Source organism: Rhizobium sp. BK456, from assembly GCF_014194045.1.
Taxonomy (GTDB): domain Bacteria; phylum Pseudomonadota; class Alphaproteobacteria; order Rhizobiales; family Rhizobiaceae; genus Rhizobium; species Rhizobium redzepovicii.
Window position 1 is genome coordinate 65,831 of record NZ_JACIAO010000001.1, and the last position, 23,597, is coordinate 89,427.

The following is a 23,597-nucleotide window of genomic DNA, read 5'->3' on the forward strand; positions in this document are numbered from 1 at the left end:
GTCCGCCGCGGCGATTACGCCGCGCGCGTGACCTCGACGGTCACATGCGACAATTCCGTCAGCGCCGTAAGCCTGCCCTTGTAGAAGGCCGGCTCTCTCGGCGCCGGGGTGATAACGGCGACGATGGCGGCGTGATGGCCGGGGCCGACCTGCCAGACATGCAGATCGGTGATCCGGTCTTCCTCCGTCTCGATCGCATGGCGGATTTCTGCCGGCAACGTCTCGCCGTGCGGCACGACGTCGAGAAGAACGCCGCCCGAGGATCTCATCAGGCTCCAGGACCAGTTGGCGATGACAAGGCCGCCGACGATGCCCATGATCGGGTCCAGCCAGAGCCAGCTATAGAGGCTGCCGAGCGTCAGCGCCGCGATTGCAAACACGGAGGTCATGGCATCGGCAATGACATGCAGATAGGCGGCGCGGATATTGTTGTCGCCTGGCTTTGCGTGATGATCGTGGGCGTGATGATCGTGGACGTGATCAACATGACCGTGATGGGCATGATCGCCGTGATGGCGCGCATGGTGACCATGCGCGTGATGACCGTGGTGATGCCCATGCGCGTGGCCGCCGCCAAGCAGCCAGGCACTGACGAGATTGACAGCAAGGCCGATCACCGCGACGGCGATCGCCTGGGCAAAACCGATCGGCACCGGATTTGCAAGGCGCAGCCAGCTTTCCCAGGCCATCAGCAAGGCGATCAGCGCAAGGATGATGGCGCTGGCGAAGCCGGCGAGATCCCCGAGCTTGCCGGTGCCGAAGGTGAAACGCGGATTGCGTGCCTGCTTGCGGGCAAAGAGATAGGCGAGTGCCGAAATCAAAAGCGCACTGGCATGGGTCGACATGTGCCAGCCATCGGCGACCAGCGCCATCGAGCCATAGGCGGTGCCGGCGGCAATTTCCGCCACCATCATCACCGCCGTCAGCGCGATTACCAGCCAGATGCGCCGCTCGTTCACCGCATGGTCGGCGCCGAGGAAGATATGATCATGTTCCAGCGCGTTCACTCCGGCATTCTCGATCCCGGTACTCATTACAGGCTCCTTCGTCACGGCACTCAGCGGATATAGGTTCGCAAGACTTCCGATATTTCCTCGACCGCTTCGGCCCTTGCGGCGTCGTCCTCGGCATTCAGCACATGTTCGCGCAGATGATCGTCCAACACCTCACCGGTCAGCCCGGTCAGGGCGCCACGGACGGAAGCGAGCAGCTGCAGGATTTCGCCGCAGGGGCGCTCGGCCTCCAGCGCCCGCTCGACGGCCTCCATCTGCCCCTTCAGACGGCTGACGCGGGCGATGAGTTTCTTTTTCTGCAGCGTGGTGTGAGACATGGGTTCCTATATAGCATAGGGGGGTATACTATTAAAGACAAAAACGGGATCATTGCCGACGCGTGGCGATCGGCCTTGACAAACACGGCATTTCCGACGATTGATGCGCCATGATCAAAAACGCGCACCAGAGCCGCTCGTATTTTTGGCTGTACCTGTAAAGGGCGGCTGGACAGATCATATTGTCAACAAGCCGCCGTCAGGCGGCTTTGTTGTATCGGCAGCGTCCTGACGGCAGACTATCAAAGGACGCGAAGACCATGACCGAAATCGAAGACAGCGAAATTTCACTGATGCGCCCGTCTGTGGTGACGATCCGCGCCGCCAAGCCCCGCGACCTGCCCGAACTCAATTCGATGATCGCCCTCTTGGCAGCCCATCACGGCGATGCCGCGGCAACGACGCCGGAGCAGTTGGAGCGCGACCTCTTCGGCCCACTGCCGTGGATCCATGCACTGGTCGCCGAAACCGGCGACGGGCTGATCGGCTACGCCATTCTCGTGCCGCTCTACAGGGCGCAAGAGGGAAAACGCGGCATGGACCTGCACCATCTCTTCGTGCGCGACGGCCATCGCGGCCACGGCACCGGCCAGTTGCTCGTCGACCGAGCCCGTGAGACCGCGCGCAAGGCCGGCTGCGGCTACCTCTCCGTCAGCGCCGCCACCGGAAACGTGCTGGCGCACCGCTTCTACGAACAGCTGGATTTCACCCCGCGGCCGGTCACCGGCATGCGCTACATGCAGTCGATCGCTTGAGGCAGGTCTGTGCTACCGTCGCGGCACCGCCTTCAGATAGGCGGCGATCGCTTCGCGGTCGGCGGCCGGAAGATGAGCGATGTTCTGCTGCACATCGACCATCGAGCCGCCGACGCTATCGAAATCAGGCGTGAAGCCGGTTTCGAGATAGCTGGCGATATCGGCCTCGCTCCAGCCGCCGATGCTTTTGGAGGCCGGCGTGATATCGGGTATGCGGCCCTTGCCTTCCGGATTGGGAGCGCCGGCGAGCCACTGGTCTGCCTGGAAGCCACCGAGCGCATCCCTCGGTGTGTGGCATTCGCCGCAATGGCCGGGGCCTTCGACCAGATATTGGCCGCGCTTGATCTTGTCATCGCTCTTGGCGAGCGCAACACGCGGCTGATCGTTGAAATAGAGAAATTTCCAGCCGCCGAGCGCCAGCCGGATATTGTAAGGGAACGGCAGCTCGTGCGGGGGCGCGACATTTGCGCTCTTCGGCAGCGTCTTCAGGAAAGCGAAGAGATCGTTGACGTCCTTGTCGCTCATGCGGGAATAGGAAGCATAGGGAAAGGACGGGTAGAGGTGCTCGCCGCCTGGACCGACGCCGCGCTTCATCGCATTGCCGAACTCCGCCAGCGACCAGCCGCCGATACCGGCCTTTTCATCGGGCGAGATGTTCGGCACGTGGAAGGTGCCGAAAGGGCTCTTCAGCGCCAGGCCGCCTGATAGCGTCAGCTTGGCATCGCCTTCGGAACCGGGGGCGGAATGACAGCTGACACAGCCGCCCGCCCAGAACACCATCTGGCCGTTTGCCGGATCCGGCGCGCCGAGACCGGCCCAATGGCTTTCCGGCAGCGTATCGGGTGCGGTAACGAGATAGAAGGCACCCCCGCCCAGCACGGCGACGCCGATCAGACAGAGCAGTAACCGGATGAACCTGCGGATCATGCCCCGCCTCCCCTTTTTCCGAGATTTTCCTATTGGGACCGATTCTGCGACCAGCCCCGCACGGGCGGAGAATAAGGCGATCCGCGCCGGCGGCAAGGCGGCGCAGATCGGTGTCGGATGGGAATGGCCTATCGCTCACTCCTTGATGCGATAGGCCTTATGACAGCCGCCGCAGCTGGCGCCGAGCGTGTTGACCGTGGCGCCGACAGCCGCGGCATCGGCCGGAAGCTGGGCAAGCGCGGTTTCGGCATCGGCGGAGAGCTTCGCGGCGCGCGCCTTGAAGTCGTCCATGTTTTCCCAGATTTTCGGGCTCGCTTCTTGGTCGCCCGTTTCCGTGCCCGGCTTGAACTGATCGGGGAACACCTTGGCCGTTGCGGCGATCGTCGTCAGCGCCGTTTTTACCGCTTCGGCATCATAGGGCTTGGTGCCCTTGGCGATGGCTCCCAAGGCGCCGGCCGCACCGCCGATCTGCTTCATCAGGGCAATGCGCGAATCATGCGTGCCGTCGGCGGCGGTCACCGAACCGAAGGCTATTCCTGCCATCGCTGCGGCGGCAGCTACTGCTTTCCAATTCATATTCCTCTCCATTTCTTTTCTGCATTTTCCCGAGCCAAGGCGGCCGATGGCCAATCTGCACCGGGAGCATGACAAAATCCACGCCTGCCGGGCAGTCACGTTTTGCCGGATCATCATAAAAACAATGTGATAAGCCTTCGCAATTCAGGCGCTTTTCCAACCCTGCCAGAGGCTGAAAGCGGAGACCGCAACCAGGAGCAGCCCGGCGAAACGGCCGACGAATGCCGTGACGTCAGGATTGGCGACGAGCAGATCGCGGCTGCGGCCGGCCGTCATCGCCAGCGTACCGTAGATGGCGAACTGGGTGACTACCGTCATGGCGCCCATGATCAGGCCCTGCATCCAGACCGGGCCGTATTCCGGCTTCAGGAACTGCGGATAGACGGCGAACATGAATATATAGGCCTTCGGATTGACGAGACAGGTGACGGCGCCCTGGCGGAAGGCGCGCCAGCCGGAGCGCGCCGTTCCCGGCCCGACCGCCTCGACGGTGATCGAACTGCGGATCAGCGAAATGCCGATCCAGACCATGTAGGCGACGCCGGCAAAGAGCAGAACGTTGAAAAGCTGCGGCAGCATGGTGACGAGCAGACCGACGCCGGCCGCGCCATAGGCCGAATGTACGGCGCCGCCGGCCATGATGCCGCCTGTCGCCGCGAGCCCTCGCCTGACGCCGCCGGTCAGCGAATTGGCGAGCACGAAGAGCATGTCCATGCCCGGCACGATGATGATGCCGAAGAGAAGGGTGAAGAAGAGCCAGAGGTTTTCGTGGTAGTTCATGTCAGTTACCGCCTTGTCTGTGCATGGGCCGTTTTGAAAGACCATGATTGATTTCAATCTGATAGGCGGCTCTATACGCAAACCCAACTGACAGTGTATTGTCAGGAGCCTAAGGGATGGGAGAGGCAAAATGCGCAAGGCCTCGCGGCTTTTCGAGATCATTCAGATCCTAAGGCTCGCCAGAAAGCCGATGACGGCGGCTGTCATGGCCGAGACGCTCGAGGTGACGGTGCGCTCGATCTATCGCGATATCGCCGCCCTTCAGGCGATGCGGGTGCCGATCGAGGGCGGGCGCGGCATCGGCTACATCATGCGGCCGGGCTTCGACCTGCCGCCGCTGATGTTCTCGATCGAGGAGATGGAGGCGATCGTGCTGTCGCTGGCGCTGCTCGAACGCACCGCCGATGAGGAGCTGAAGCAGGCGGCGCGCCGGGTCAACCGGAAGATATCAGGCGCCGTGCCGGCGCCGCTCCGCCAGGCGATGGACACGAAGGCGCTTTACGCCTGGGGCTCGACCGCGCAGCCGGCAGGCTTCGATCTCGCGATCGTGCGCCGGGCGATCCGCGACGAATGCAAGCTCATGCTCGGCTACCGCGACGAACTTGGCCGCGCCACCGAGCGGACGATCCAACCGATCGCGCTGATCTATTATTCGCAGACCGCCAATATCGTCGCCTGGTGCGAACTGCGCCAGGCCATCCGCAATTTCCGCAGCGACCGGGTGGAGCGCTGTGCGGCAAGCAACGATTTCTTCAAAGGCGACGGCGACAGGCTGCGGGAATTGTGGACGAGCGGGTGGACGGAGAAGGCTGGGCCGGTGTGAAAATGTGAGACTTGAGATTGCTGCTTTCCCCTCCCCAAGGGGGAGGGACTACCGTGCCGCGCCCGTCACGCTTCAATTCTGACGATACCGCATGTGGCATCGCGTTTTGGTGGCGGGAGCGTGGCGCAGATTAGTCCCTCCCCTTGTGGGGAGGGGTTGGGGAGTGGTCTTGGATTTGCAAGAAGTCCCTTGCAGCCTAATAAACCAGCGTCCGGTTCTCCTCGCGGCCGAAACCGCGGATTTCGATGCGGTCGGGGTGGAGTTCGACAATGGCGAAGGCATTTTCGCTCTCGGTATCGACCACGCCCTTTAAATTGACGAAGTGGCAGGCGCCGACCTTGCCGTAATTGCCGGCATGGTTATGGCCGTTCAAATAGGCGATGACATTGTCGTGCGCGGCGAGCAACGCGACAATGTGGTCGCAGTCCCACATGTCGTGCTCGCCGGCGGGATAGACCGGATAGTGGTTCATGACGATCACCTTCTCGCCGGCCGCGGCAGCGCTTGCGATCTCATCGCCGAGCCAGGCGAACTGCTCGTCGCTCAGCGCGCCGTTCCACGGATGGGCGTTTCTTTCGCCCCTCGCCTGCAGGTCCGCCAGCATCTTTGTCGCCAAAGCCCGATGCGGATGGCCTTCGGGCGGCGCGAAGGTGCTGACCTCGTTGCCGTCAAGCACGACGAAGCGCCAGCCGTGGCGGCGGAAGCTGTAATAGGGCGACGGCATGCCGAGACGTGCGGGGATTTCGGAGAGATGGCACGAGGAGACCGAGAAGTCGTGATTGCCGAGCAGGAAGAGCGCTTCGTGCCTCAGTTTCTCATAGACCGGCAGGATGTCGTCGAAGCTTTTGAAGCTGCGGTCGATGACATCGCCGAGCGTCATGACGAAGCTCAATTCCTCGCCGTTGAAGAGCTCGATCGCCTCGGCGAGTTTGGCGAGGCTGTTGGCGTAATAGCGGTCCATGGCCGCATGCGGCGGGATTGCCGCATATTGCGGGTCGGCGATGATGCCGAAGCGGAACAGGGGAAGAGCAGAGGAAGACATGGAGCGTGATTAGGAGCGGCCGGTGACAGGGATGTGACGACTTGTCTTTGAAAGCGAAACACCCGGCGCTTGGAGCGCCGGGTGCCGAATTCAGAGAGGCTGCGACATTGCCGCCCATCGCGGCGGGTCTGGTGCCGCTTACTTCGTGGCTTCTTCGTAGCGCTCCAGGACGTAATCCCAGTTGATCAGGCTATCGACGAAGGCCTCGAGGTATTTTGGGCGGGCGTTGCGATAGTCGATGTAATAGGAGTGTTCCCAGACGTCGACGCCAAGGATCGGGGTGGCGCCGTGGACGAGCGGGTTTTCGCCGTTCGGGGTCTTGGAGATTTCGAGCTTGCCGTTCTTAACGGAAACCCAGGCCCAGCCGGAGCCGAACTGGGTGGCGCCGGCGTTGGCGAAATCGGCCTTGAACTTGTCGTAGCCGCCGAGATCGGAGGCGAAAGCCGCTTCGAGCTTGCCGGGCAGCTTGTTGCCGCCGCCGCCCTTCTTCATCCACTTCCAGAAATGGATGTGGTTGTAGTGCTGGGCAGCGTTGTTGAAGAGGCCGGCATTGGTGCCGAAGGACTTCTTCACGACGTCTTCGAGCGACAGATCCGAAAGACCGGCTTCGGCGGCGAGCTTGTTGCCGTTGTCGACATAGGCCTTATGGTGCTTGTCGTGGTGAAACTCCAGCGTTTCCTTCGACATGAAGGGAGCAAGCGCTTCGTAATCATAGGGAAGTTCAGGCAATTCGAAAGCCATGTCAGATCTCCTCTTGGCAATAGATTGCGTCATCGGCAGGTGTGGCGGAACATAGGAGGGGAACGGGGGAGAGGCAACCAGCGAAATGTCAAAAAACGATCCGTCGAAGGAAAATTTGCCTCAGTTGCAGAGTTGGAATCAGTCGTGCAAATCGCCTGGGATGCCCGCCTCGAAAACCGTTTCCCCGGCGATTCACTGCAACGGAGACCCGATATGAACAGGAATATAATCCCGCTTCTGGCCATGGCAGCACTTCCGCTGCTTTCCGGTACGGTGCATGCCTCTTCGGACGATGCCTGGAAACAGCTGGCAGCCGATGTCGAGGTCAAGTGCAAGGAAGCGGCGGTCACGCTCGAAAGACCTGCCGCCAGCGTCGATCCCTTCGGCACCAGCCGCTACGGGCTGGCTTTGGTGACGGGCAAGCCGAAAGGCGCCAAGGGGCTTGTTACCCAGATCTGCGTCTACGACAAGCAGAAGAAAACCGTGGAGATCGGTAGCGAACTGGACGCCAAACAGCTTGGCCTCACGCCGCCAAAATAGGCTGCGTCGGCACCGTGCTGTCTCCGCGAATCTGTGCCTTCGGTCACATTTCGTAGGGAACCGGACGCTACCCTTAGGAGTTGAAGTCTGGGCGTCAGGGAGGTGCGGTATGTCGGAGCTTCGCAGCAGGCCGGAAGATCAGCAGAAAATCTATCAGCGCTGGGCGCCGGTTTATGACCGTGTCTATCGCGGCCTCCTTGCCGACGGCCACCGCAAACTGGCGGCGCTTGCAGCCGCGGCCGGCACCGATATTCTGGAAGTCGGCGTCGGCACCGGTCTGACCCTCAGGCACTATCCCAGCCGCTGCCGGGTGACCGGCGTCGACATTTCCGAACACATGATCGCTCGGGCGCGCGAAAAGGTGCGTCGCGAGAAGCTGCAGCATATCAGCGCGCTCGAGGTGATGGATGCGCATGCGCTCGCCTTTGCCGACCGGTCTTTCGATGCGGTTTGCCTGCCCTTCGTCATCACGCTGATCCCCGAGCCCGAGCGGGCTCTCGACGAATGTGCCCGAGTGCTGCGGCCGGGCGGCGAGATCATCCTGGCCAGCAAGCTCGGCGACGGCGCCGGCCTGCAGGGCGCGATCGAGGCGGCGGTGGCGCCGCTGGTGCGTCACATCGGCTGGTCCTCCGCTTTCCGCATCCACCGCATCCTCGCCTGGGCCGAGCGGCACGGCGATTTTTCCGCTGCCGAGATTCTGCCGGTCTTTCCGAACGGCTTCTTCAAGATCGTCCGGCTGAAACAGCGCGGACTTTCCGCCTGAATTAAAAATTTTCCCGCATCGCGGATTCTGATGCTACCGTTCGTCTGAGGGGACCGCATGACATCGGATATCTTCTTCTTCATCGTGGTGGGCTTCTGTGCGCAGATTGTCGATGGCGCACTCGGTATGGCCTTCGGCGTGCTGTCGACGACGAGCCTTCTGGCCTTCGGGGTGCCGGCGGCCAATGCCAGCGCCATGACGCATGTGGCTGAGATGTTCACCACGGCAGCGTCCGGCATTTCGCATGCCTATCACCGCAATGTCGACTGGCGTCTGGTGGCGCGGCTGGCACCGGCCGGCATGATCGGCGGCGCGATCGGCGCCTATCTGCTGGCCAATATCGACGGCAAGGTGATCGCGCCCTTCGTGTCGGCCTATCTGATCGCGATCGGCCTGTTGATTTTCTACAAAGCCTTTCGGCCGCCGGCCAAGCGCGAGGTTCGCGACTGGGCGGTGCCGCCCGTCGGCTTTTGCGGCGGCGTTCTCGATGCGATCGGCGGCGGCGGATGGGGGCCGGTCGTCACCAGCACGCTGGTCGGCCGCGGCCACGACCTGAAGCGGGTGATCGGCTCCACCAATTTCACCGAATTTGCGGTGACGCTGACGATTTCGCTGACTTTCATCCTCACGCTCGGCTGGTCGGAACTCAATTCGGCGATCGGCCTGATCATCGGCGGCGTCATCGCCGCCCCTTTCGGCGCGATCCTCGTCAAGCGCCTGCCGGTGCGGGCGCTGATGGTGGCTGTCTCGATGGTCATCATCGTGACATCGGCAATACGGCTCCTCTAAAGCTCTTTGTTTTGATGCATGCCGTTGCGGCAAAAGCGCTTCGCGCTTTGCCTGGGAAACCGCTGCACACGTCCGGGCGACATGCATTTAGGACCGGACTACAGATTTCGGCCGAAATAGACCTCCACGGAGGCGATCTTGTCGCCACGGAAGCGCAGACTCTCCATGTTGGCGAAGCTTCCGCCGTCGAGTTTTTCGGCGCGGTAACGCACGGCTGCCTCGTCGCCGTCGACCGCCAGGAATTCGATGTGGATGGCGCGGAAGAACGGTTCCTTCGGCCAGCAGCGCTCGAAATAGGTCGCCCGGTCGATATGGTCGTCACGCGGGCTGGAGAAGGTGAAATCTTCCGTCAGCATGGCGACGACTTTATCCTTGCGGTCTTCCAGATAGGCGGCGTAGAGATCGCGGACGGTCTGCTGCCGCGTGTGCATATCGTTCATGGCAATATCCTCCGATTAACCGATTGCATCTCGCAATCAGTATATCTAGCACTTTTATCCTAGATGATCCAGTTTCGGCGCAATCGCGCCCTAACGATCGATGCCGAGGCACGGAATGACCGATAAGCAATTGGACGCTGCAAGCGTTAGCGCAGGCTCGATCTACTGGAAGCGCAACCTGGCAATCTCGCTGATCGGCTCCTTCACCACCATCGTCGCGATGACGCTGCTGCTGCCCTTCCTGCCGCTTTATGTCGAGGAACTCGGCGTCAGCGACCATGCGGCGATCGTGCAATGGTCTGGCATCGCCTATGGCGCGACCTTTCTGGCTGCGGCTCTGGTCGCGCCGCTCTGGGGGCGGCTCGGTGATATCTACGGGCGCAAGCTGATGCTGGTGCGCGCGAGCCTTGGCATGACGCTGGCGATCTCGCTGATGGGCATGGCCGGCAATGTCTGGCAACTGGTGGCGCTGCGCCTCTTTGTCGGGCTTGCCGGCGGTTATTCCTCCGGCTCGATGGTGCTGGTGGCGACGCAGACGCCGAAAGACCGCTCGGCCTGGGCGCTCGGCCTCCTCTCCTCCGGCATCATGGCCGGCAATCTCGTCGGCCCGCTGATCGGCGGGGCGCTGCCGCCGATGATCGGCATCCGCGGCACGTTTCTCGCCGCCGGGGCGATGATCTTTCTCGCCTTTCTCGCCACGACCTTCTTGATCAAAGAGGAAAAATCGCCGGCCCGCAAACAGGCGGCCAAGGCGAGCGGCGGCTGGAAATCCATCGGCGACAAACGGCCTGTCATCGCCATGCTGGCGACTGGCATGCTGTTGATGTTCGCCAATATGTCGATCGAGCCGATCATCACCGTCTATGTCGAGCAGATCGTGCCGGCCGCCGATGAGGTGACGATGATCTCGGGCATCGTCATGTCGGCGGCCGCCCTCGGCAGCATTCTTTCGGCCTCATGGCTCGGCAAGCTTGCCGACAGGATCGGTCATTGGCCGGTGATCTCAGGGGCGCTCGCCGTCGCCGGGCTGCTGCTGATCCCGCAGGCCTTCGTCACCAGCTCCTGGCAGCTGATCATCCTGCGTTTCCTGATGGGCGCGGCCCTCGGCGGGCTGCTGCCCTGCATCGCCGCCGTCATCCGTCACAGCGTGCCGGACAGTGCGGCCGGCGGCATTCTCGGGTTTTCCATCTCCTCGCAATATGTCGGCCAGGTGGCCGGCCCGATCCTCGGCGGCTTCGTCGGCGGGCATATCGGCATGCGGGCGGTTTTCCTCGGCACCTCGGTGCTGCTTGTGGCGGGTGCTGCCTATGCCTGGCTGGTACGGCCAAGAGATACGCAGACATCGGACCTAGAACTGGATGATTTTAGGCCGGATCGGCCAAAATCTGAATCCTGTTCTAAATTAACGAGTTAGAGCATGATGTCTTGAGAAAGCCGCTTACACTTTTCGGCATCATGCTCCAGCTTAGCGCCGTCCGCAGATCAGCTCGACTCCGGAGCGGGCAATCGCTTCCAGCGTCTCGCGGCTGTCGCCGGCGCGAGACCGCACGGCAAGCGAATGCATGACGGCGGAGGCGAGCCTCGCCATCGCCTGCGGATCGGCGCCCTCGGGAAGCTCGCCGCTTTCGACGGCAAGGCGCATGCGCTTTTCGATCTCGCCGTCGAAATCGCTGAGGCTGCGGCCGAGCACCTCGCGGACGCGCTCATGCTGGATCGCCTCGGCCGTTGCCGTGCCGATCAGGAAACAGCCGCGGGCGGCAGTTTCACCATGCAAATAGATCGAAAGCGCGCTCTCATAGACGCGGGCGAGATTGTCGCGCAGCTGAAGTGACGGATCGAGCGCCTCAGACAGCGCATCCATGCCGTCCTGCCGATAGCCTTCCAGCGTATCGAGATAAAGATCCTCCTTATCGCCGAAGGCACCGTAAAGGCTCGGGCGGTTGAGGTTGGTCGCAGCACTCAGATTGTCGAGCGAGGCAGCCGCAAAGCCCCTGTCCCAGAAAACGTCGCGCGCCTTGCCGAGTGCCGCCTTGGCGTCGAAGGCCCTGGGGCGGCCGCGTTTCTTCTCGTCCTTCATATTCTGTACCGTTTCGCATTAAATTCTTGACGAGGGTCATTTTATGCGAAACAGTACAGAAGTTCAACGCCATTAACGGGCGGCATCGCCCGCCTCATCAGAAGGAAGCCAGTCATGAAACTCTATATGCACGCCGCGGCATGCTCTCTTTCGCCGCATATCGTCTGCCGGGAGCTGGGGCTCGACATCGAACTCGTCCAGGTCGACCGGCAGACCCACAGAACAAGCGACGGCAAGGATTATCTCGCAATCAACGGCAACGGTTACGTGCCGGCATTAATGCTCGACGATGGCAAGGTGTTGACCGAAGGGCCGGCGATCGTGCAGTTCCTCGCCGACAGTGTGCCGCAAGGATCGGCCATGCTGCCGGCGGTCGGCGACCTCAAGCGCAATGAGGTGCAATCCTATCTGAATTTCATCACTGCCGAGCTGCACAAGCCGATGGTGCTGTTGTTCAACCCGCTTTATGCGAGCGTGCACGAGCAAATCCGGGCGCTGATATCGAAGCGGCTTGCCTGGCTGGACAGCCGCCTTGCCGGTCCCTATCTCACCGGCGAGGCCTTCACGGTGGCGGATGCCTATCTCTTCGTCTGCCTGAACTGGTCGCCCTGGACCGGCATCGATCTCCAGCAATGGCCGGGCTTGCACGGCTTCATGGCCCGCGTGGCGGCACGCACGAAAGTGCGTGAAGCGCTGCAGGCCGAAGAGCTCGAGGCCTTCGACGCGGACGGCATCTATTTCGCGCCGCAGGCCTATCTCGCCTCATCAGGCCGGACCGGCTCGCCGGTACGGCCGTAACATCAGGCCTGTCAGAGGGCGTTGACGGCCACCGGCAAAGCGCGCTTGTGGGCGGTGGAGCGATAGGCGGCAAGGATGCGGCGGCGGGCGATCTCGCCGACCGGCTTGCCTTCGAGAAAATCGTCGATCTCGTCATAGGAGACGCCATAGGCCTCCTCGTCGGGGCGCAGCGGCCGCTGATCCTCGAGATCGGCGGTCGGCACCTTGAAGACCAGTTCGTCCGGGGCACCGAGCCGCTTTGCCAGCAAGCGGACGCGGCGCTTGTTGAGACCGGCGAGCGGCAGAATATCGGCGGCGCCATCACCGAATTTGGTGAAGAAGCCCATGACTGCTTCGGCCGCATGATCGGTGCCGATGACGAGGCCGCCAACCGCGCCGGCCAAAGCGAATTGAGCGATCATCCGCTGGCGGGCCTTGATGTTGCCGAGGATGAAATCCTGCCGGCCGGCATCGGCGAAGGCAAGGCCGCCGTCCTGAGCGGCGGCCAGCATCGCATCCGCCGCGGCCTTGATATTGACCACCATCGAGCGGTCGGCGCCGATGGTTTCCAGCGCTCGGCTCGCGTCGGCCTCATCGGCCTGGACGCCGTAGGGAAGGCGAACGGCGATGAATTCGGCCGCATGGCCGCCGTCACGCAGCTCGCGCACGGCCTTCTGAGCCAACAGCGCCGCCGTCAGCGAATCGACGCCGCCGCTGATGCCGAGCACGTAGCCGCGCATGCCCGAAGCGACCAGATAATCCTTGAGGAAATTGGTTCGCCGCGCGATCTCCCGCTCAGGGTCGATCTCGGCGGCGACACCCAGTTCGCGGATGATCTCGCCTTGTTCGTCGAACAGCACAGTCATAAGCTCTTCCTCCCCGCTTACGGAATTCCGGCGCCACTATGGCGAAAAGATGAGGAAAGACGAAGCCGTTTCGGGCAGACCTGCCATGCATTTTATGCAAGTGAGCGTCGGATTTCGGATCACTGGATTGGGCGGCCTACCGTACGATCGTAAAGAGCTCCGCCGGCTCGGCAAACCCCTTCAGCCCATGCGCTCCGACGGAGACGGCATCCCCTGCCCCGGCCTCCCTGCGAAACGGCGCCGACATCAGCAAGGCTTCTCCCAGCTCGCTGCAGGCGGTCTGGATGCGGCTGACCAGATTGACGTCGCCGCCGATCAGGGTGAAGTCGAGGCGGCGGCCGGAGCCGACATTGCCGTAGCTGACTTCGCCGTAGTGGAGGGCAATACCGGCCTTCACGCCGATGCCCTCATATTGGAAATGGTCGATCTCATCGAGCATGGCGCGGGCTGCGGCAAGAGCCGCACCGCAGGAATGGGCGGCATCATAGCCCGGGAAGAAGGCAAGCACGGCGTCACCCATGAATTTCAGCAGTTCGCCGCCTTCGCGGGTGATCGCCGGCACGATCCTGTCGAAATAGGCATTGAGCAGGCCGAGCACGGTGCTGCCGGGCAACCGGTTCGACAGCTCGGTAAAGCCGCGCAGATCGCAGAGCAGCAGGGCCGCCTGCATGGATTCGATCTCGCCGCGGCGGATGCGGCCCGCCAGGATCCGGCTTGCCGTCAGCGGGCCGATATAGGTGTCGAGCAGGCTGAGCTCGACCTGGCGAAGAACGCGCAGTTCGCTGGTATTGCGCAGCGCCGGCAGGATGCGTTCGATCAGCTGCTGCTCGGAGGCGGTGAAGCCGCCCGGCCGCCTGGTGCCAAAGACGGCGGCGCTGACCGGGCCGTCGCCATTGCAGAGCGGCGCGATGACGAGCTGCATCAGGCCGCGATCAGCAAAGACGTCGATATGCTGCCAGCGGCCATGCATGCTTTCGCCGGCACCGACCACCAGCGGTTCGCGAGTGTCCATGACCTTGCGCAGCGGCGTATTGGCAATCGCAACCCGGGCGCCGTGTTCGCGGTCGTGGATCTCGACCGGCTCGCCCGGCGCCCAGGCGATGGTGCGGCCGATGAACTCAGGATGCAGCGTCATCAGATGCAGGGTCACCCGGTCGACGGGCAGGCCAAGCGCCTGAAGCCTGCGGCCGAGGCCGGAGACGAGGCCCGCCTCGTCGAGGGCGTGGCATTCGTCGCCGGAGAGCCATTCGATGATCGAGAGCAGCGCGCCGGCGCTGACGGCACTGCCGGCCGCCCTTGGCAGAAACCGGCTGGTATCGGGGGCATGGATCGTTGATGTCATGGTGTTCTCCTCCATCAAACTCTAGTGAGCGCCACCGCCGGAGAGTTGACCGGGTTTGCTGAGAAGCAGGCTTGCCAGCAGGGCGACGACAAGGGCGACGCCGAGCAGGAAGAAAGTGTCGCTGAAGGCCATAATATTGGCCTGCTTGCGTATTTTGAGCGCGATGGCGACAACGGCCTTGTGGCTGGCCAGCGCCTGATCGCTGACGCCGTGGCTCATGAAGTAGCCGGTGAGCCTCGCAATGCGATCGCGCGTGGCTTCCTCGAAGACGGAGACCGAGTTGGTCAGGATGTTCGAGTGGAACTGTTCGCGCTTCGACAGGAAGGTCTGCAGCGAGGCGATGCCGACCGCGCCGCCGAGATTGCGCATCATGTTGAAGAGCGAGGACGCCGAACCGGCATTCTCCGGCTCGATGCCTGATGTGGCGATGGCCGAGAGCGGGGTGAAGACAAGCGCCTGGCCGATGGCGCGCACGATGTTCGGCCAGAACAGCTGGTCGGTGGCATAATCGCCGGTCATGTGCACGTTCATGAAGTTCGAGGCGGCAAAAAGGGCAAAGCCGACGACGATCAGCAACCGGATGTCGAAACGCTTCATCAGCCGCGGCACCAGCGGGATCAGCAGCAGCTGCGGGATGCCAGTCCATGCGAGCACCATGCCGATCTGCTCGGAGTTATAACCCTGGATACGGGTGAGATAGATCGGCAGCACGAAAACCGAACCATAAAGCGCGATGCCGAGCAGGAAGTTGGCGACGATGCCGAAGCCGAAGTTGCGGCGCACCAGCAGACGCAGGTTCAGAAGCGGATGGGCCGTCTTCAGCTCGATGATGATGAACAGCGTCAACGAGACGGCGGCGATAACAGTCAGGCGCAGGATGAAATCGGAGCCGAACCAGTCCTCCTTGTTGCCCTCTTCCAGCACCGTCTGCAGAGCTGCCAGGCCGATCGCCATGGTGACGATGCCAGGCCAATCGCCCTTGGCGAGCAGCTTCAGGGTCATCGGCGCCCGGTCGAGCGAGGCAAAGAGCAGGCCGATCATCAGCGCGCCGGGCACCAGGTTGACGTAGAAGATATATTCCCAGCCCCAGTTCTCGGTCAGATAACCGCCGATGGTCGGGCCGATGGCCGGTGCGAAGGTGGCCGAAAGGGCAAAGAGCGCCAGGCCGATCGGCTGCCTCGCCTTGGGCAGCAGCGTGATGATTATGGTGAAGGCCATCGGGATCAGCACGCCGCCGGAAAAGCCCTGAATGGCGCGCAGGACGATCATCTGCTGCAGATTGGCCGCAAAGGCGCAGGCGACGGAAAAGATCAGGAAGAGGATGGCGTTGACAAGCAGGTAATTGCGCAGCGAGAAGACCCGTGTCAGCCAGCCGCTCAAGGGAATGACGACGATCTCGGCGATCAGATAGGAGGTCGAGATCCAGCCGCCGTCATCCGTGCCGGCGCCGATGGCGCCCTGGATATCGGCAAGCGAAGCATTGACGATCTGGATGTTCAAGACCGCCATGAAGGCGCCGAGCGTCGAGCCGACGACGGCCATCCACATGCGGACCGGGCTGATGGTGGCGGGCGCCCTAGCGGCGGGGCGCGTGAGCGAATTGCTGTTTGCGGCGATCTGAAGAGTGGCCATGGCTGATCTCTTTCCGGTTCTCACGGAAAACCTTCTCATGACGGGGTTCGGGCGAATTTGGGAAACGGCGGAAGGATTATCCGGCGTGGCGGGATACTCCCTCCCCGGTGACCGAGGTCTCTGCAGCCTTGGTATCGATTTCGGGCTCGACCGACATGCCCGAGCGCAACAGACCGCTCAGCGCCTCGTCGTCGATGACGATCTTGACCGGGATGCGCTGGACGATCTTGGTGAAATTGCCGGTGGCGTTGTCAGGCGGCAGCAGCGAGAATTCGAGGCCGCTCGCCGGCGAAACGCTGTCGACATGGCCTTTGATCGCCATGTCGGGAAAGCTGTCGACCTTGATTTCGACCGGCTGGCCGGGGCGGACATGGGTCAGCTGCGTCTCCTTGAAATTGGCGACGACATAGACGGCATGCAGCGGCACGACGGCCATCAGCTGCGTGCCCGAGGTGACATATTGGCCGACGCGGATCGAACGGGCGCCGACCGTGCCGTCGACGGCGGCGACGATATCAGTGTAGGACAGGTTGAGTTCGGCCTGTTGGGCGGCAGCAGCCGCCCGATCGCGCTCGGCAATTGCCTGCTGACGCTGCGTTTCAAGGACCGGCACCTTGTTCTCGGCCGCGACGAGGGCTGCCCGGTCGCGCTCGACGGCGGCGGCCGCCTGGTCGCGGGCCGACTGGCTCTGTTCGGCGCGCGATTGCGTGCCGGCACCGCTGGTGATCAGCCGGGCCGAGCGGGCGGCATCGGAAACGGCAAAATCCAGCGACGCCTGCGATGCATCGATCGTCGCCTTGGCCTGGCCGATGACCGACTGCTGCAAAGCGATCTGGGCGTCGATATTGGCGACGGCGGCTTCGGCTGCCTTCACGGCTGCCTTCGCCTGCGACAATGCCGCCTGGAAGTCGCGGTCGTCGATGCGGGCGAGAACCTGGCCTGACTTGACCGAGTCGTTGTCATTGACCAGCACCTGCCTGATATAGCCGGCGACCTTCGGGGCGACGGTGGTGTAATCGGCTTTCACATAGGCATCGTCGGTGGATTCGATGAAGCGGCCGACCGTCCAGTAGCGGTAACCGAAATCGCCGGCAAAACCGACGCCAGCAAGCAATGCTGCGGCGATGACCGCGCGCTTGACGGTCCTGCGGCCGGTTTTCTTCGGCGTCTCCTTAGCAGCGGCTTCGACGACAGGCGCTTCGGCCGCAGGCGTGGCATCGGCCTGCCGGGCAGTGTCGAAAACGTCCTTGCGGGGCAACTCAACCATCATGTTTCTCCTTCAATGCCGGCCCCGTTGAGAGGCCCTGTTCGATCGAAGGGACAATGCACCCTGCCGTTCATTGTGATAATCTGCTTAAATCGGGAAGGATCATCAACTCTCAGCGGATAATCCGAGGGCAATATGGATCGGCTGACAAGCCTCACAGTCTTTGGCCGCGTGGTGGAATGCGGCGGTTTTTCCGCCGCCGCGCGCCGGCTCAACATGTCGGTCACCATGGTCGGCAATCACGTGCAATCGCTGGAGGATCGGCTCGGCGTCAGGCTCCTCAACCGCACGACGCGCAAGGTCAGCCTGACGGAAACCGGCAAATATTACTATGAACGCTCCTCGCAGATCCTTGCAGAACTCGACGAGGCCGACCGGACGGCGGGCGCACTCAGCACCACGCCGCGCGGCACGCTGAAGGTCTATACCAGCAGCGCCATCGTGCGTTTCCTGCTGCCCGTCGTCAGCGAATATATGGAACTCTATCCGTCGATCGCGCTCGATTTCAGCATCGGCGAGCGGATGGTCGACATGATCGAGGACGGCTATGATCTGGTGATCCGCACCGTGCCGCCGCCGGATTCATCGCTCGTCGCGCGCAAGCTGACGCCCTGGCGCCATGTGCTCGTCTGCTCGCCGGACTATTTCGAAAGCCATCCGATGCCGCAAAAACCGGCCGAGGTTGCCGATCACAATTGCCTGCAATATGCCTATTACCCCCATGGCGAGGAATGGCGCTTCGAGGATGGCGAAGGCCGGCAGGAAAGCGTCAAGGTCGGCGGTAACGCCGTCTCCAACAGCGCCGAGATGCTGCGTTTCCTGACGCTGAACGGAAAAGGCATCTTCCTGGCGCCGAGCTTCGTGGTCTTCGACGACATCGCCGAAGGACGGCTGGTGAAGATCATGCCGGACTACCGCCCGGTCGAATTCAGCATCAACGCCGTCTATCCCAACCGCAGCCATCTGGCGACCAAGGTAAGGCTGTTCATCGACCTCCTGGCGGAGAGATTTGCGGAGCATCGGAAGTGGATGACGTGAGGCGTGAGGCGGCAGACCTCAGCGCGAGAGGCTGCCCCTCACCCTAGCCCTCTCCCCGTTCTGACGGGGAGAGGGGACGTGCCCCGCGAGACGTTGGGGAGGGACGAGAGGTTCACGGCATACCCCCTTCGCCCCGTTCACGGGGAGAAGGTGGCGGCAGCCGGATGAGGGGCGGGCCTTGCTCTGCGTCTCCGAACAACCCTGCCCTTCACTTGCGCTTCGGGCGTTCGTCATTGCAATCGATTCACTGGATCGATTGCTTCGGCTGCGCCGAACCGCTGCTCACTCCTCGCTCTCGCTTCTTCCATGGGCCCAGTCCATGTAGAGGTCGAGCGCCTTGCGGGTGACCGGGCCTTCCTGGAGGTTGCGGTCGTCGAGGCGGATGACGCCGACGACTTTGGAGTAGTTGCCGGTGGTGAAGATTTCGTCGGCGGCGAGGAAATCCTCGACGGACAGCGTTGTTTCCAAGACGTCGAAGCCGGCCTTGCGCAAGAGGTCCATGACGCGGGCGCGGGTGATGCCGGCAAGGAAGGTGCGGTTGGCGGCCGGCGTCATCACCACGCCGTCACGTACCAGGAAGACGTTCGAAGAAGCGGTCTCGACGACATTGCCGTTGAGATCGCGCACCAGCGCATTGTCGAAGCCGCGGCTGCGGGCTTCGGCAATCATGCGGCCACTGTTCGGATAGAGCGAGCCGGTCTTCGCCTCGGTCATCGCCGTCTCCGGCGACGGGCGCCGGTAGGGCGAGACGGTGAGGCTGGTGCCGCCATGGCCGCCCATCGGCGCCTCGAACAGGCAGAGCGCGAAGCGGGTCGATTCCGCATCGACGGAGACGATGCTGCCGGGCGAACCATGTTCGCCCCAATACATCGGCTTGATGTAGATCGGCGTGGCGCCGTCGAATTTCCCGACGCCCTCCCAGGCGAGTGCGGCGATTTCATCAGCCGATTTCACTGGCTTCAGCCCCATGGCGAGCGCGGAGCGGTTGATGCGCTGGCAATGCAGGTCAAGATCCGGCGCGATGCCGTCGAACCAGCGGGCACCGTCGAAAACCGTGGAGCCGAGCCACATGGCATGCGAGGTCGGCCCGATCAGCGGCGGATTGCCGGAAAGCCACTCCCCGTCGACATGAGTCCAGGTGGTTGAACGCGGTGATGTATCGACGGCCATATTGCCCTCCCCTCTGAAGTCGGGACAGCAAAAACCCCTGCGGTGAACCGGGTCAAGGACAAATCCGGGCGGCAAATGCGGAAGCAAGAAAATGCCGGAGGATGGCGCCGGGCCGCAATATTCGTGCGCGGTGCCCGCGGCGAAGCGATGGGTGCATCAGCAAAAATGATGGAACTGGATGTTGGAATGGCGGCCTGCTGCATGCGATCATGGGGAGAAATCGCGAGATAGCCGCAAGGGAAGACGCCGATGAAAGCCATGTATTATGAAGCCTTCGAAGAGGCGCCCGAGATCCGCACCCTGCCCGATCCCACGCCTTCCGAAGACGGCGTCGTCATATCGGTTGGCGCCAGCGGGCTCTGCCGCAGCGACTGGCACGGCTGGATGGGACACGACCCCGATATCCGCCTGCCGCATGTGCCGGGACACGAGCTTGCCGGGCGGGTGGTCGCCACCGGCCGCGGCGTGATGCGTTTCAAGGTCGGCGACCGGGTGACCGTGCCCTTCGTTTCCGGCTGCGGCCATTGCGCCGAGTGCCATTCCGGCAACCAGCAGGTCTGCCCGAACCAGTTCCAGCCGGGCTTCACCCATTGGGGATCTTTCGCCGAATATGTGGCGATCGATTATGCCGACACCAATCTGGTGCATCTGCCCGATACGATCGACGATGCGACGGCAGCAAGCCTCGGCTGCCGCTTCGCCACCTCGTTCCGCGCCGTCGCCGACCAGGCGCGCACCCGCCCCGGCGAATGGATCGCCGTGCACGGCTGCGGCGGCGTCGGCCTGTCGGCGATCATGATCGCCACGGCACTCGGCGCCAATGCGATCGGCATCGACATATCCGAGGAGAAGCTTGCCTTCGCCAGAGAATGCGGAGCGGTAGCGACCGTCAACGCCTCCGGCGTCGCCGACGTGGCGGAGGCGGTGCGCGAGATCACCAAGGGCGGCGCGCATGTCTCGATCGACGCGCTCGGCCACCCCGCCACCTGCTTCAACTCGATCAAGAATCTGCGCCGGCGCGGCCGGCATGTGCAGGTAGGGCTGATGCTCGGCGAACATGCCGCGCCGCAGATCCCGATGGCCCAAGTGATCGGCCACGAGCTGGAGATCTACGGCAGCCACGGCATGCAGGCCTGGCGCTACGACGCCATGCTGTCGATGCTGGCGGCCGGCAAGATCGCCCCGCAGAAGCTGATCGGCCGCCGCATCAGCCTCGAGGAAGCCGTGCCGGCGCTGATGGCGCTCGACAAGGCGGAGGCGACGGGGATCAGCGTGATCACGCGGTTTTCATGAGGCAGGCGGATGGCCAACTGCCCCTATTCGGCCACCCCAATCGAAGCGAGATAGGCAGCCGAAGCCCGGATCTTCGACTTATCCTTGATCTCGATGATCAGGGCGGATTGCCTTCGAGCCTGGCAAGGGCGGCGAAGACGGCGTGCCAGTGGATCGAGCCCTCGCCGAGGTTCCAGTGGCGATCGGCATAGAAACCCGCACCGATCCGGCCCATTTGCCGCAGCCCGGCAGGTCTTGCGAAAACGTCCCGCCGCACCGATATCGGGGACGTCGGTTTCCTGGCGCATATATTGTGATGGTTGCCAAAGCCGGCGCAAAGGTCTAACGGCTGCGCCCGCAAGAAAGGGCCAGCAGGAAAAGTCCGCAAGAAAAAGAAAGAGACATGATGTCCAACTCATTTGTGAACGTGCATGCCGGTGAAGAGACGGGGGATGAGGCGAAGCGCTACTTCGTCCTCGGCGAGCGGATCGAGCGGCGGCTTCGCATCCGCGGAAACTGGCTCAATCTCTTCGACGTCACCGTACCATCAGGCAGCCGGACGCCGAGACATGCGCATGCGAGCCCAGAGGTGTTCCGCATCCTTGAGGGATGCCTGACGATCTGGCGGCTGACGGACAACGGCCCCGAAGAAATCGAGGCCGGCGCCGGCGACATCGTTGCCATTCCCCCCTTCATGGTGCACGGCTATTCCAATCGCGGAACCGCCCCGGCAATCTTTTCCGCCGTCGTCGATCGTGACATGGCCGAATTCATCGAAGCGGAAGGCGTAACAGAGCCTCCGAAGGCCAGCCCTTCGACAGAGACCATCGCCCGCATGACGGCAGCCGCCAATGCTTACGGGATTACGATTCTGGCGGCTTGACGGCGCGAACGCATGATGTTGGAACGTTCGAGCTTTTTTGGCATCATGCAGAAATGCGAAAAATTCTCCGGAAAGCCCAGCCGGGAACACGGCTCCGCCGTCCTTTTCGAAACTGTCACATCGCTGCGGTGAGATGATTTTGCCCGGCGCCTCTTGCGCCGATAGCATTTCACCGCCAAAATTGCGACATGCCCGACAGCGACCCATCCAGTACAAGCTCCGCCCGTTCCAGCCGGGATTTCCCGACCGAGGAAGGTGGCGACCGCTGTAGACGCGATGGCCTCCGCCTCGCTCGGTTGATCCCGCAGAGCGCTGGTATCTTCCGGATCATTGCGAATGACGGGCCGCCTCGATGTTAACACGACAATGGAAAGACGAAGGGCGATGCTGATATAGCGTCTCTTCGAACGCCTCGCCGCATCGCTAGGGATGCGGCATAAAACCTCAACGAATAGGGTCCCTGTGTTTCTGGAAATTGGAATTGTGGCGTTTCTCACCATCCTCAATGGTGTACTCGCCATGTCGGAGTTGGCCGTTGTGTCTTCTCGAACGGCCCGCCTCAAGGTTCTCTCCGACAATGGCAGCAAGGGTGCGGCGCAAGCCATCAAACTTGCCGAAAACCCCGGCCGATTTCTTTCCACGGTTCAGATCGGCATCACGCTGGTCGGTGTTCTCTCGGGCGCCTTCTCAGGGGCGACGCTCGGGGGCCGCTTGGCAGGATGGCTGCAGGCGCAGGGGATGTCGTCAACGGCCTCCGACGCAATCGGCGTCGGTTCAGTCGTCGTCGCCATCACCTATCTCTCCTTGATCGTCGGCGAACTTGTTCCAAAGCAGATCGCATTGCGGGAGCCCGAAGCCGTTGCGGCGAGAATGGCGCCCGCCATGGCGTTGCTTTCAAAGATCGCGCTGCCGCTCGTGTGGCTGCTGAACGCCTCCGGAAATCTTGTACTGAAGCTCCTGGGCCAAACAGGAAAAGGCGGCGACAACGTCTCCGACGAGGAGATCAAAACCGTTTTGGCCGAGGCGCAGTCGGCCGGCGTGATCGAAAGCGAAGAGTCGGCGATGATATCCGGCGTCATGCGGCTGGCGGACCGCACCGCCCGAGCGCTGATGACGCCCCGGCGCGACGTCGAAATTATCGATATCGACGACAGCCTTGATGAAATTCGAGCTCAGCTGCATCGGACGAAACGGTCCCGGCTGCCGGTTCGGAAGGGCAGTTCGGACGAGGTGATCGGCATCCTTCCGGTCAAGGATTTTTACGACTCGGTGTCGCAATACGGCAGTGCCGATATCAAGGCCTTGACGCAGGACGTGCCGGTGGTTTCCGACCTTTCAACCGCCATCCATGTGATCGAAGCGATCCGGAAATCGCCAGTCCACATGGTGCTGGTTTTTGACGAGTACGGCCATTTCGAGGGGATTGTTTCGTCAGGCGACATTCTGGAAGCGATCATGGGGGCTCTGCAGGAGGGACCAGTGGACGAGCAGGCCATCGCTCGCCGCGACGACGGTTCCTACCTGGTGTCCGGTTGGACGCCGATCGACGAATTCGCCGAATTCCTGAATCTCAAGCTCGATGACGATCTCGAATATCAGACTGTGGCCGGCCTAGTGCTGGAAGAGCTGAAACATCTGCCTGAGCTGGGCGAGAGTTTCACCAGAGGTGGATGGCGCTTCGAAGTCATCGATCTCGACGGCAGGCGCGTCGACAAGATACTTGTGTCTGCGGAGTGAAGCTCGGCGGGGCCTGCTTCGCTTGAGATC

Annotated in this window: 25 protein-coding genes and 1 pseudogene; 11 read left to right on the plus strand and 15 right to left on the minus strand. The window is 62.5% G+C overall.

All coding sequences use genetic code 11. The features are described 5' to 3' along the window. Positions 1-14 precede the first annotated feature (14 nt). Positions 15-1,034: a CDF family Co(II)/Ni(II) efflux transporter DmeF gene (dmeF, locus tag FHX03_RS00365; RefSeq protein ID WP_183851944.1), complete on the minus strand. Its 1,020-nt coding sequence runs from the start codon at positions 1,032-1,034 to the stop codon at positions 15-17. 23 nt (positions 1,035-1,057) lie between these two features. Next, positions 1,058-1,330 (minus strand): Ni(II)/Co(II)-sensing transcriptional repressor DmeR, encoded by a 273-nt coding sequence (gene dmeR, locus FHX03_RS00370; protein ID WP_003587785.1) that lies wholly within the window; start codon positions 1,328-1,330, stop codon positions 1,058-1,060. A 260-nt stretch (positions 1,331-1,590) separates the two neighbouring features. On the opposite strand from dmeR, the gene FHX03_RS00375 reads away from it, so the two are divergent. Beyond that, positions 1,591-2,085, plus strand: a complete 495-nt coding sequence (locus tag FHX03_RS00375) for a GNAT family N-acetyltransferase (protein WP_097627633.1) — start codon at positions 1,591-1,593, stop codon at positions 2,083-2,085. Between the two features lie 12 nt (positions 2,086-2,097). Here FHX03_RS00375 and FHX03_RS00380 read toward each other — a convergent pair whose 3' ends face one another. The 3 genes from FHX03_RS00380 to FHX03_RS00390 all read right to left on the minus strand — a co-directional run bounded on the left by FHX03_RS00380 (position 2,098) and on the right by FHX03_RS00390 (position 4,368). Further along, positions 2,098-3,012, minus strand: coding sequence for a cytochrome c (locus FHX03_RS00380; RefSeq protein WP_183851946.1), 915 nt, complete (start codon positions 3,010-3,012; stop codon positions 2,098-2,100). Between the two features lie 135 nt (positions 3,013-3,147). Next, on the minus strand, positions 3,148-3,588 hold the full coding sequence (locus FHX03_RS00385; RefSeq protein ID WP_097627767.1) for a c-type cytochrome: 441 nt from the start codon (positions 3,586-3,588) through the stop codon (positions 3,148-3,150). Between the two features lie 144 nt (positions 3,589-3,732). After that, positions 3,733-4,368: a LysE family translocator gene (locus tag FHX03_RS00390; protein ID WP_097627629.1), complete on the minus strand. Its 636-nt coding sequence runs from the start codon at positions 4,366-4,368 to the stop codon at positions 3,733-3,735. A 130-nt stretch (positions 4,369-4,498) separates the two neighbouring features. Between FHX03_RS00390 and FHX03_RS00395 the strand changes: the two genes are divergently transcribed. Then, the gene (locus FHX03_RS00395) at positions 4,499-5,191 is read left to right on the plus strand and encodes a helix-turn-helix transcriptional regulator (protein ID WP_183851948.1); all 693 of its coding nucleotides are present in this window, start codon (positions 4,499-4,501) and stop codon (positions 5,189-5,191) included. 196 nt (positions 5,192-5,387) lie between these two features. Here the strand turns inward: FHX03_RS00395 and FHX03_RS00400 are convergent, their stop codons facing one another. Both FHX03_RS00400 and FHX03_RS00405 read right to left on the minus strand, forming a co-directional pair. Continuing rightward, positions 5,388-6,233, minus strand: coding sequence for a metallophosphoesterase (locus FHX03_RS00400; protein ID WP_183851950.1), 846 nt, complete (start codon positions 6,231-6,233; stop codon positions 5,388-5,390). A 138-nt stretch (positions 6,234-6,371) separates the two neighbouring features. Continuing rightward, positions 6,372-6,974, minus strand: a complete 603-nt coding sequence (locus tag FHX03_RS00405; RefSeq protein ID WP_003569477.1) for a superoxide dismutase — start codon at positions 6,972-6,974, stop codon at positions 6,372-6,374. Between the two features lie 213 nt (positions 6,975-7,187). Here FHX03_RS00405 and FHX03_RS00410 point away from each other — a divergent pair, with 213 nt between their 5' ends. From FHX03_RS00410 to FHX03_RS00420, 3 genes are all read left to right on the plus strand, one after another. Further along, the gene (locus tag FHX03_RS00410) at positions 7,188-7,514 is read left to right on the plus strand and encodes a hypothetical protein (protein WP_183851952.1); all 327 of its coding nucleotides are present in this window, start codon (positions 7,188-7,190) and stop codon (positions 7,512-7,514) included. Between the two features lie 109 nt (positions 7,515-7,623). Beyond that, complete coding sequence (locus tag FHX03_RS00415) at positions 7,624-8,277, plus strand: class I SAM-dependent methyltransferase (protein WP_183851954.1); 654 nt, start codon at positions 7,624-7,626, stop codon at positions 8,275-8,277. Between the two features lie 57 nt (positions 8,278-8,334). Next, positions 8,335-9,066 carry a sulfite exporter TauE/SafE family protein gene (locus tag FHX03_RS00420; RefSeq protein WP_012557008.1) on the plus strand — a complete coding sequence of 244 codons (732 nt, stop codon included), beginning with the start codon at positions 8,335-8,337 and terminating at the stop codon, positions 9,064-9,066. A 98-nt stretch (positions 9,067-9,164) separates the two neighbouring features. On the opposite strand, the gene FHX03_RS00425 is transcribed toward FHX03_RS00420, so the two are convergent. Beyond that, complete coding sequence (locus FHX03_RS00425) at positions 9,165-9,506, minus strand: nuclear transport factor 2 family protein (protein ID WP_183851956.1); 342 nt, start codon at positions 9,504-9,506, stop codon at positions 9,165-9,167. A gap of 115 nt (positions 9,507-9,621) precedes the next feature. Here FHX03_RS00425 and FHX03_RS00430 point away from each other — a divergent pair, with 115 nt between their 5' ends. Next, positions 9,622-10,920, plus strand: a complete 1,299-nt coding sequence (locus FHX03_RS00430) for a multidrug efflux MFS transporter (protein ID WP_183851958.1) — start codon at positions 9,622-9,624, stop codon at positions 10,918-10,920. A gap of 51 nt (positions 10,921-10,971) precedes the next feature. Here FHX03_RS00430 and FHX03_RS00435 read toward each other — a convergent pair whose 3' ends face one another. Further along, entirely contained in the window at positions 10,972-11,583 is a 612-nt protein-coding gene (locus tag FHX03_RS00435) for a TetR/AcrR family transcriptional regulator (RefSeq protein WP_183851960.1), read from the minus strand. 114 nt (positions 11,584-11,697) lie between these two features. On the opposite strand from FHX03_RS00435, the gene FHX03_RS00440 reads away from it, so the two are divergent. Then, positions 11,698-12,381 (plus strand): glutathione S-transferase N-terminal domain-containing protein, encoded by a 684-nt coding sequence (locus FHX03_RS00440; RefSeq protein WP_183851962.1) that lies wholly within the window; start codon positions 11,698-11,700, stop codon positions 12,379-12,381. An 11-nt stretch (positions 12,382-12,392) separates the two neighbouring features. On the opposite strand, the gene nadE is transcribed toward FHX03_RS00440, so the two are convergent. From nadE to FHX03_RS00460, 4 genes are all read right to left on the minus strand, one after another. Beyond that, positions 12,393-13,226, minus strand: a complete 834-nt coding sequence (gene nadE, locus FHX03_RS00445) for an ammonia-dependent NAD(+) synthetase (RefSeq protein ID WP_097627612.1) — start codon at positions 13,224-13,226, stop codon at positions 12,393-12,395. Between the two features lie 136 nt (positions 13,227-13,362). Next, positions 13,363-14,568: an adenylate/guanylate cyclase domain-containing protein gene (locus FHX03_RS00450; RefSeq protein WP_097627610.1), complete on the minus strand. Its 1,206-nt coding sequence runs from the start codon at positions 14,566-14,568 to the stop codon at positions 13,363-13,365. Positions 14,569-14,589: 21 nt separating this feature from the next. Further along, positions 14,590-16,200: an MDR family MFS transporter gene (locus tag FHX03_RS00455; RefSeq protein ID WP_183851964.1), complete on the minus strand. Its 1,611-nt coding sequence runs from the start codon at positions 16,198-16,200 to the stop codon at positions 14,590-14,592. A 76-nt stretch (positions 16,201-16,276) separates the two neighbouring features. Further along, a complete protein-coding gene (locus FHX03_RS00460) occupies positions 16,277-17,467 on the minus strand; it encodes an HlyD family secretion protein (protein ID WP_183851965.1) in 1,191 nt (396 codons plus the stop codon). A gap of 135 nt (positions 17,468-17,602) precedes the next feature. Between FHX03_RS00460 and FHX03_RS00465 the strand changes: the two genes are divergently transcribed. Then, positions 17,603-18,505 carry a LysR family transcriptional regulator gene (locus FHX03_RS00465; protein WP_183851967.1) on the plus strand — a complete coding sequence of 301 codons (903 nt, stop codon included), beginning with the start codon at positions 17,603-17,605 and terminating at the stop codon, positions 18,503-18,505. Between the two features lie 282 nt (positions 18,506-18,787). Here the strand turns inward: FHX03_RS00465 and FHX03_RS00470 are convergent, their stop codons facing one another. After that, entirely contained in the window at positions 18,788-19,675 is an 888-nt protein-coding gene (locus tag FHX03_RS00470; RefSeq protein WP_097627602.1) for a branched-chain amino acid aminotransferase, read from the minus strand. A gap of 249 nt (positions 19,676-19,924) precedes the next feature. On the opposite strand from FHX03_RS00470, the gene FHX03_RS00475 reads away from it, so the two are divergent. Continuing rightward, positions 19,925-20,968, plus strand: a complete 1,044-nt coding sequence (locus FHX03_RS00475; protein WP_183851969.1) for a zinc-dependent alcohol dehydrogenase family protein — start codon at positions 19,925-19,927, stop codon at positions 20,966-20,968. Between the two features lie 23 nt (positions 20,969-20,991). Here the strand turns inward: FHX03_RS00475 and FHX03_RS00480 are convergent. Further along, positions 20,992-21,167 (minus strand): annotated as a pseudogene (locus tag FHX03_RS00480) (sugar phosphate isomerase/epimerase); the annotation flags it as partial. A gap of 183 nt (positions 21,168-21,350) precedes the next feature. Between FHX03_RS00480 and FHX03_RS00485 the strand changes: the two are divergent. Further along, complete coding sequence (locus FHX03_RS00485) at positions 21,351-21,830, plus strand: cupin domain-containing protein (RefSeq protein WP_183851971.1); 480 nt, start codon at positions 21,351-21,353, stop codon at positions 21,828-21,830. A 462-nt stretch (positions 21,831-22,292) separates the two neighbouring features. Beyond that, positions 22,293-23,567, plus strand: coding sequence for a hemolysin family protein (locus tag FHX03_RS00490; protein ID WP_097627596.1), 1,275 nt, complete (start codon positions 22,293-22,295; stop codon positions 23,565-23,567). Positions 23,568-23,597 lie beyond the last annotated feature (30 nt).

Coding starts and splice junctions, on each gene's coding strand:
- FHX03_RS00400 (WP_183851950.1), bottom strand. CDS start 6,233: ATGTCTTCCTCTGCTCTTCCCCTGTTCCGCTTCGGCATCATCGCCGAC.
- FHX03_RS00460 (WP_183851965.1), bottom strand. CDS start 17,467: ATGGTTGAGTTGCCCCGCAAGGACGTTTTCGACACTGCCCGGCAGGCC.
- FHX03_RS00405 (WP_003569477.1), bottom strand. CDS start 6,974: ATGGCTTTCGAATTGCCTGAACTTCCCTATGATTACGAAGCGCTTGCT.
- FHX03_RS00450 (WP_097627610.1), bottom strand. CDS start 14,568: ATGACATCAACGATCCATGCCCCCGATACCAGCCGGTTTCTGCCAAGG.
- nadE (WP_097627612.1), bottom strand. CDS start 13,226: ATGACTGTGCTGTTCGACGAACAAGGCGAGATCATCCGCGAACTGGGT.
- FHX03_RS00475 (WP_183851969.1), top strand. CDS start 19,925: ATGAAAGCCATGTATTATGAAGCCTTCGAAGAGGCGCCCGAGATCCGC.
- FHX03_RS00375 (WP_097627633.1), top strand. CDS start 1,591: ATGACCGAAATCGAAGACAGCGAAATTTCACTGATGCGCCCGTCTGTG.
- FHX03_RS00440 (WP_183851962.1), top strand. CDS start 11,698: ATGAAACTCTATATGCACGCCGCGGCATGCTCTCTTTCGCCGCATATC.
- FHX03_RS00455 (WP_183851964.1), bottom strand. CDS start 16,200: ATGGCCACTCTTCAGATCGCCGCAAACAGCAATTCGCTCACGCGCCCC.
- FHX03_RS00470 (WP_097627602.1), bottom strand. CDS start 19,675: ATGGCCGTCGATACATCACCGCGTTCAACCACCTGGACTCATGTCGAC.
- dmeF (WP_183851944.1), bottom strand. CDS start 1,034: ATGAGTACCGGGATCGAGAATGCCGGAGTGAACGCGCTGGAACATGAT.
- FHX03_RS00410 (WP_183851952.1), top strand. CDS start 7,188: ATGAACAGGAATATAATCCCGCTTCTGGCCATGGCAGCACTTCCGCTG.
- dmeR (WP_003587785.1), bottom strand. CDS start 1,330: ATGTCTCACACCACGCTGCAGAAAAAGAAACTCATCGCCCGCGTCAGC.
- FHX03_RS00380 (WP_183851946.1), bottom strand. CDS start 3,012: ATGATCCGCAGGTTCATCCGGTTACTGCTCTGTCTGATCGGCGTCGCC.
- FHX03_RS00395 (WP_183851948.1), top strand. CDS start 4,499: ATGCGCAAGGCCTCGCGGCTTTTCGAGATCATTCAGATCCTAAGGCTC.
- FHX03_RS00390 (WP_097627629.1), bottom strand. CDS start 4,368: ATGAACTACCACGAAAACCTCTGGCTCTTCTTCACCCTTCTCTTCGGC.
- FHX03_RS00465 (WP_183851967.1), top strand. CDS start 17,603: ATGGATCGGCTGACAAGCCTCACAGTCTTTGGCCGCGTGGTGGAATGC.
- FHX03_RS00435 (WP_183851960.1), bottom strand. CDS start 11,583: ATGAAGGACGAGAAGAAACGCGGCCGCCCCAGGGCCTTCGACGCCAAG.
- FHX03_RS00430 (WP_183851958.1), top strand. CDS start 9,622: ATGACCGATAAGCAATTGGACGCTGCAAGCGTTAGCGCAGGCTCGATC.
- FHX03_RS00485 (WP_183851971.1), top strand. CDS start 21,351: ATGATGTCCAACTCATTTGTGAACGTGCATGCCGGTGAAGAGACGGGG.
- FHX03_RS00385 (WP_097627767.1), bottom strand. CDS start 3,588: ATGAATTGGAAAGCAGTAGCTGCCGCCGCAGCGATGGCAGGAATAGCC.
- FHX03_RS00425 (WP_183851956.1), bottom strand. CDS start 9,506: ATGAACGATATGCACACGCGGCAGCAGACCGTCCGCGATCTCTACGCC.
- FHX03_RS00420 (WP_012557008.1), top strand. CDS start 8,335: ATGACATCGGATATCTTCTTCTTCATCGTGGTGGGCTTCTGTGCGCAG.
- FHX03_RS00415 (WP_183851954.1), top strand. CDS start 7,624: ATGTCGGAGCTTCGCAGCAGGCCGGAAGATCAGCAGAAAATCTATCAG.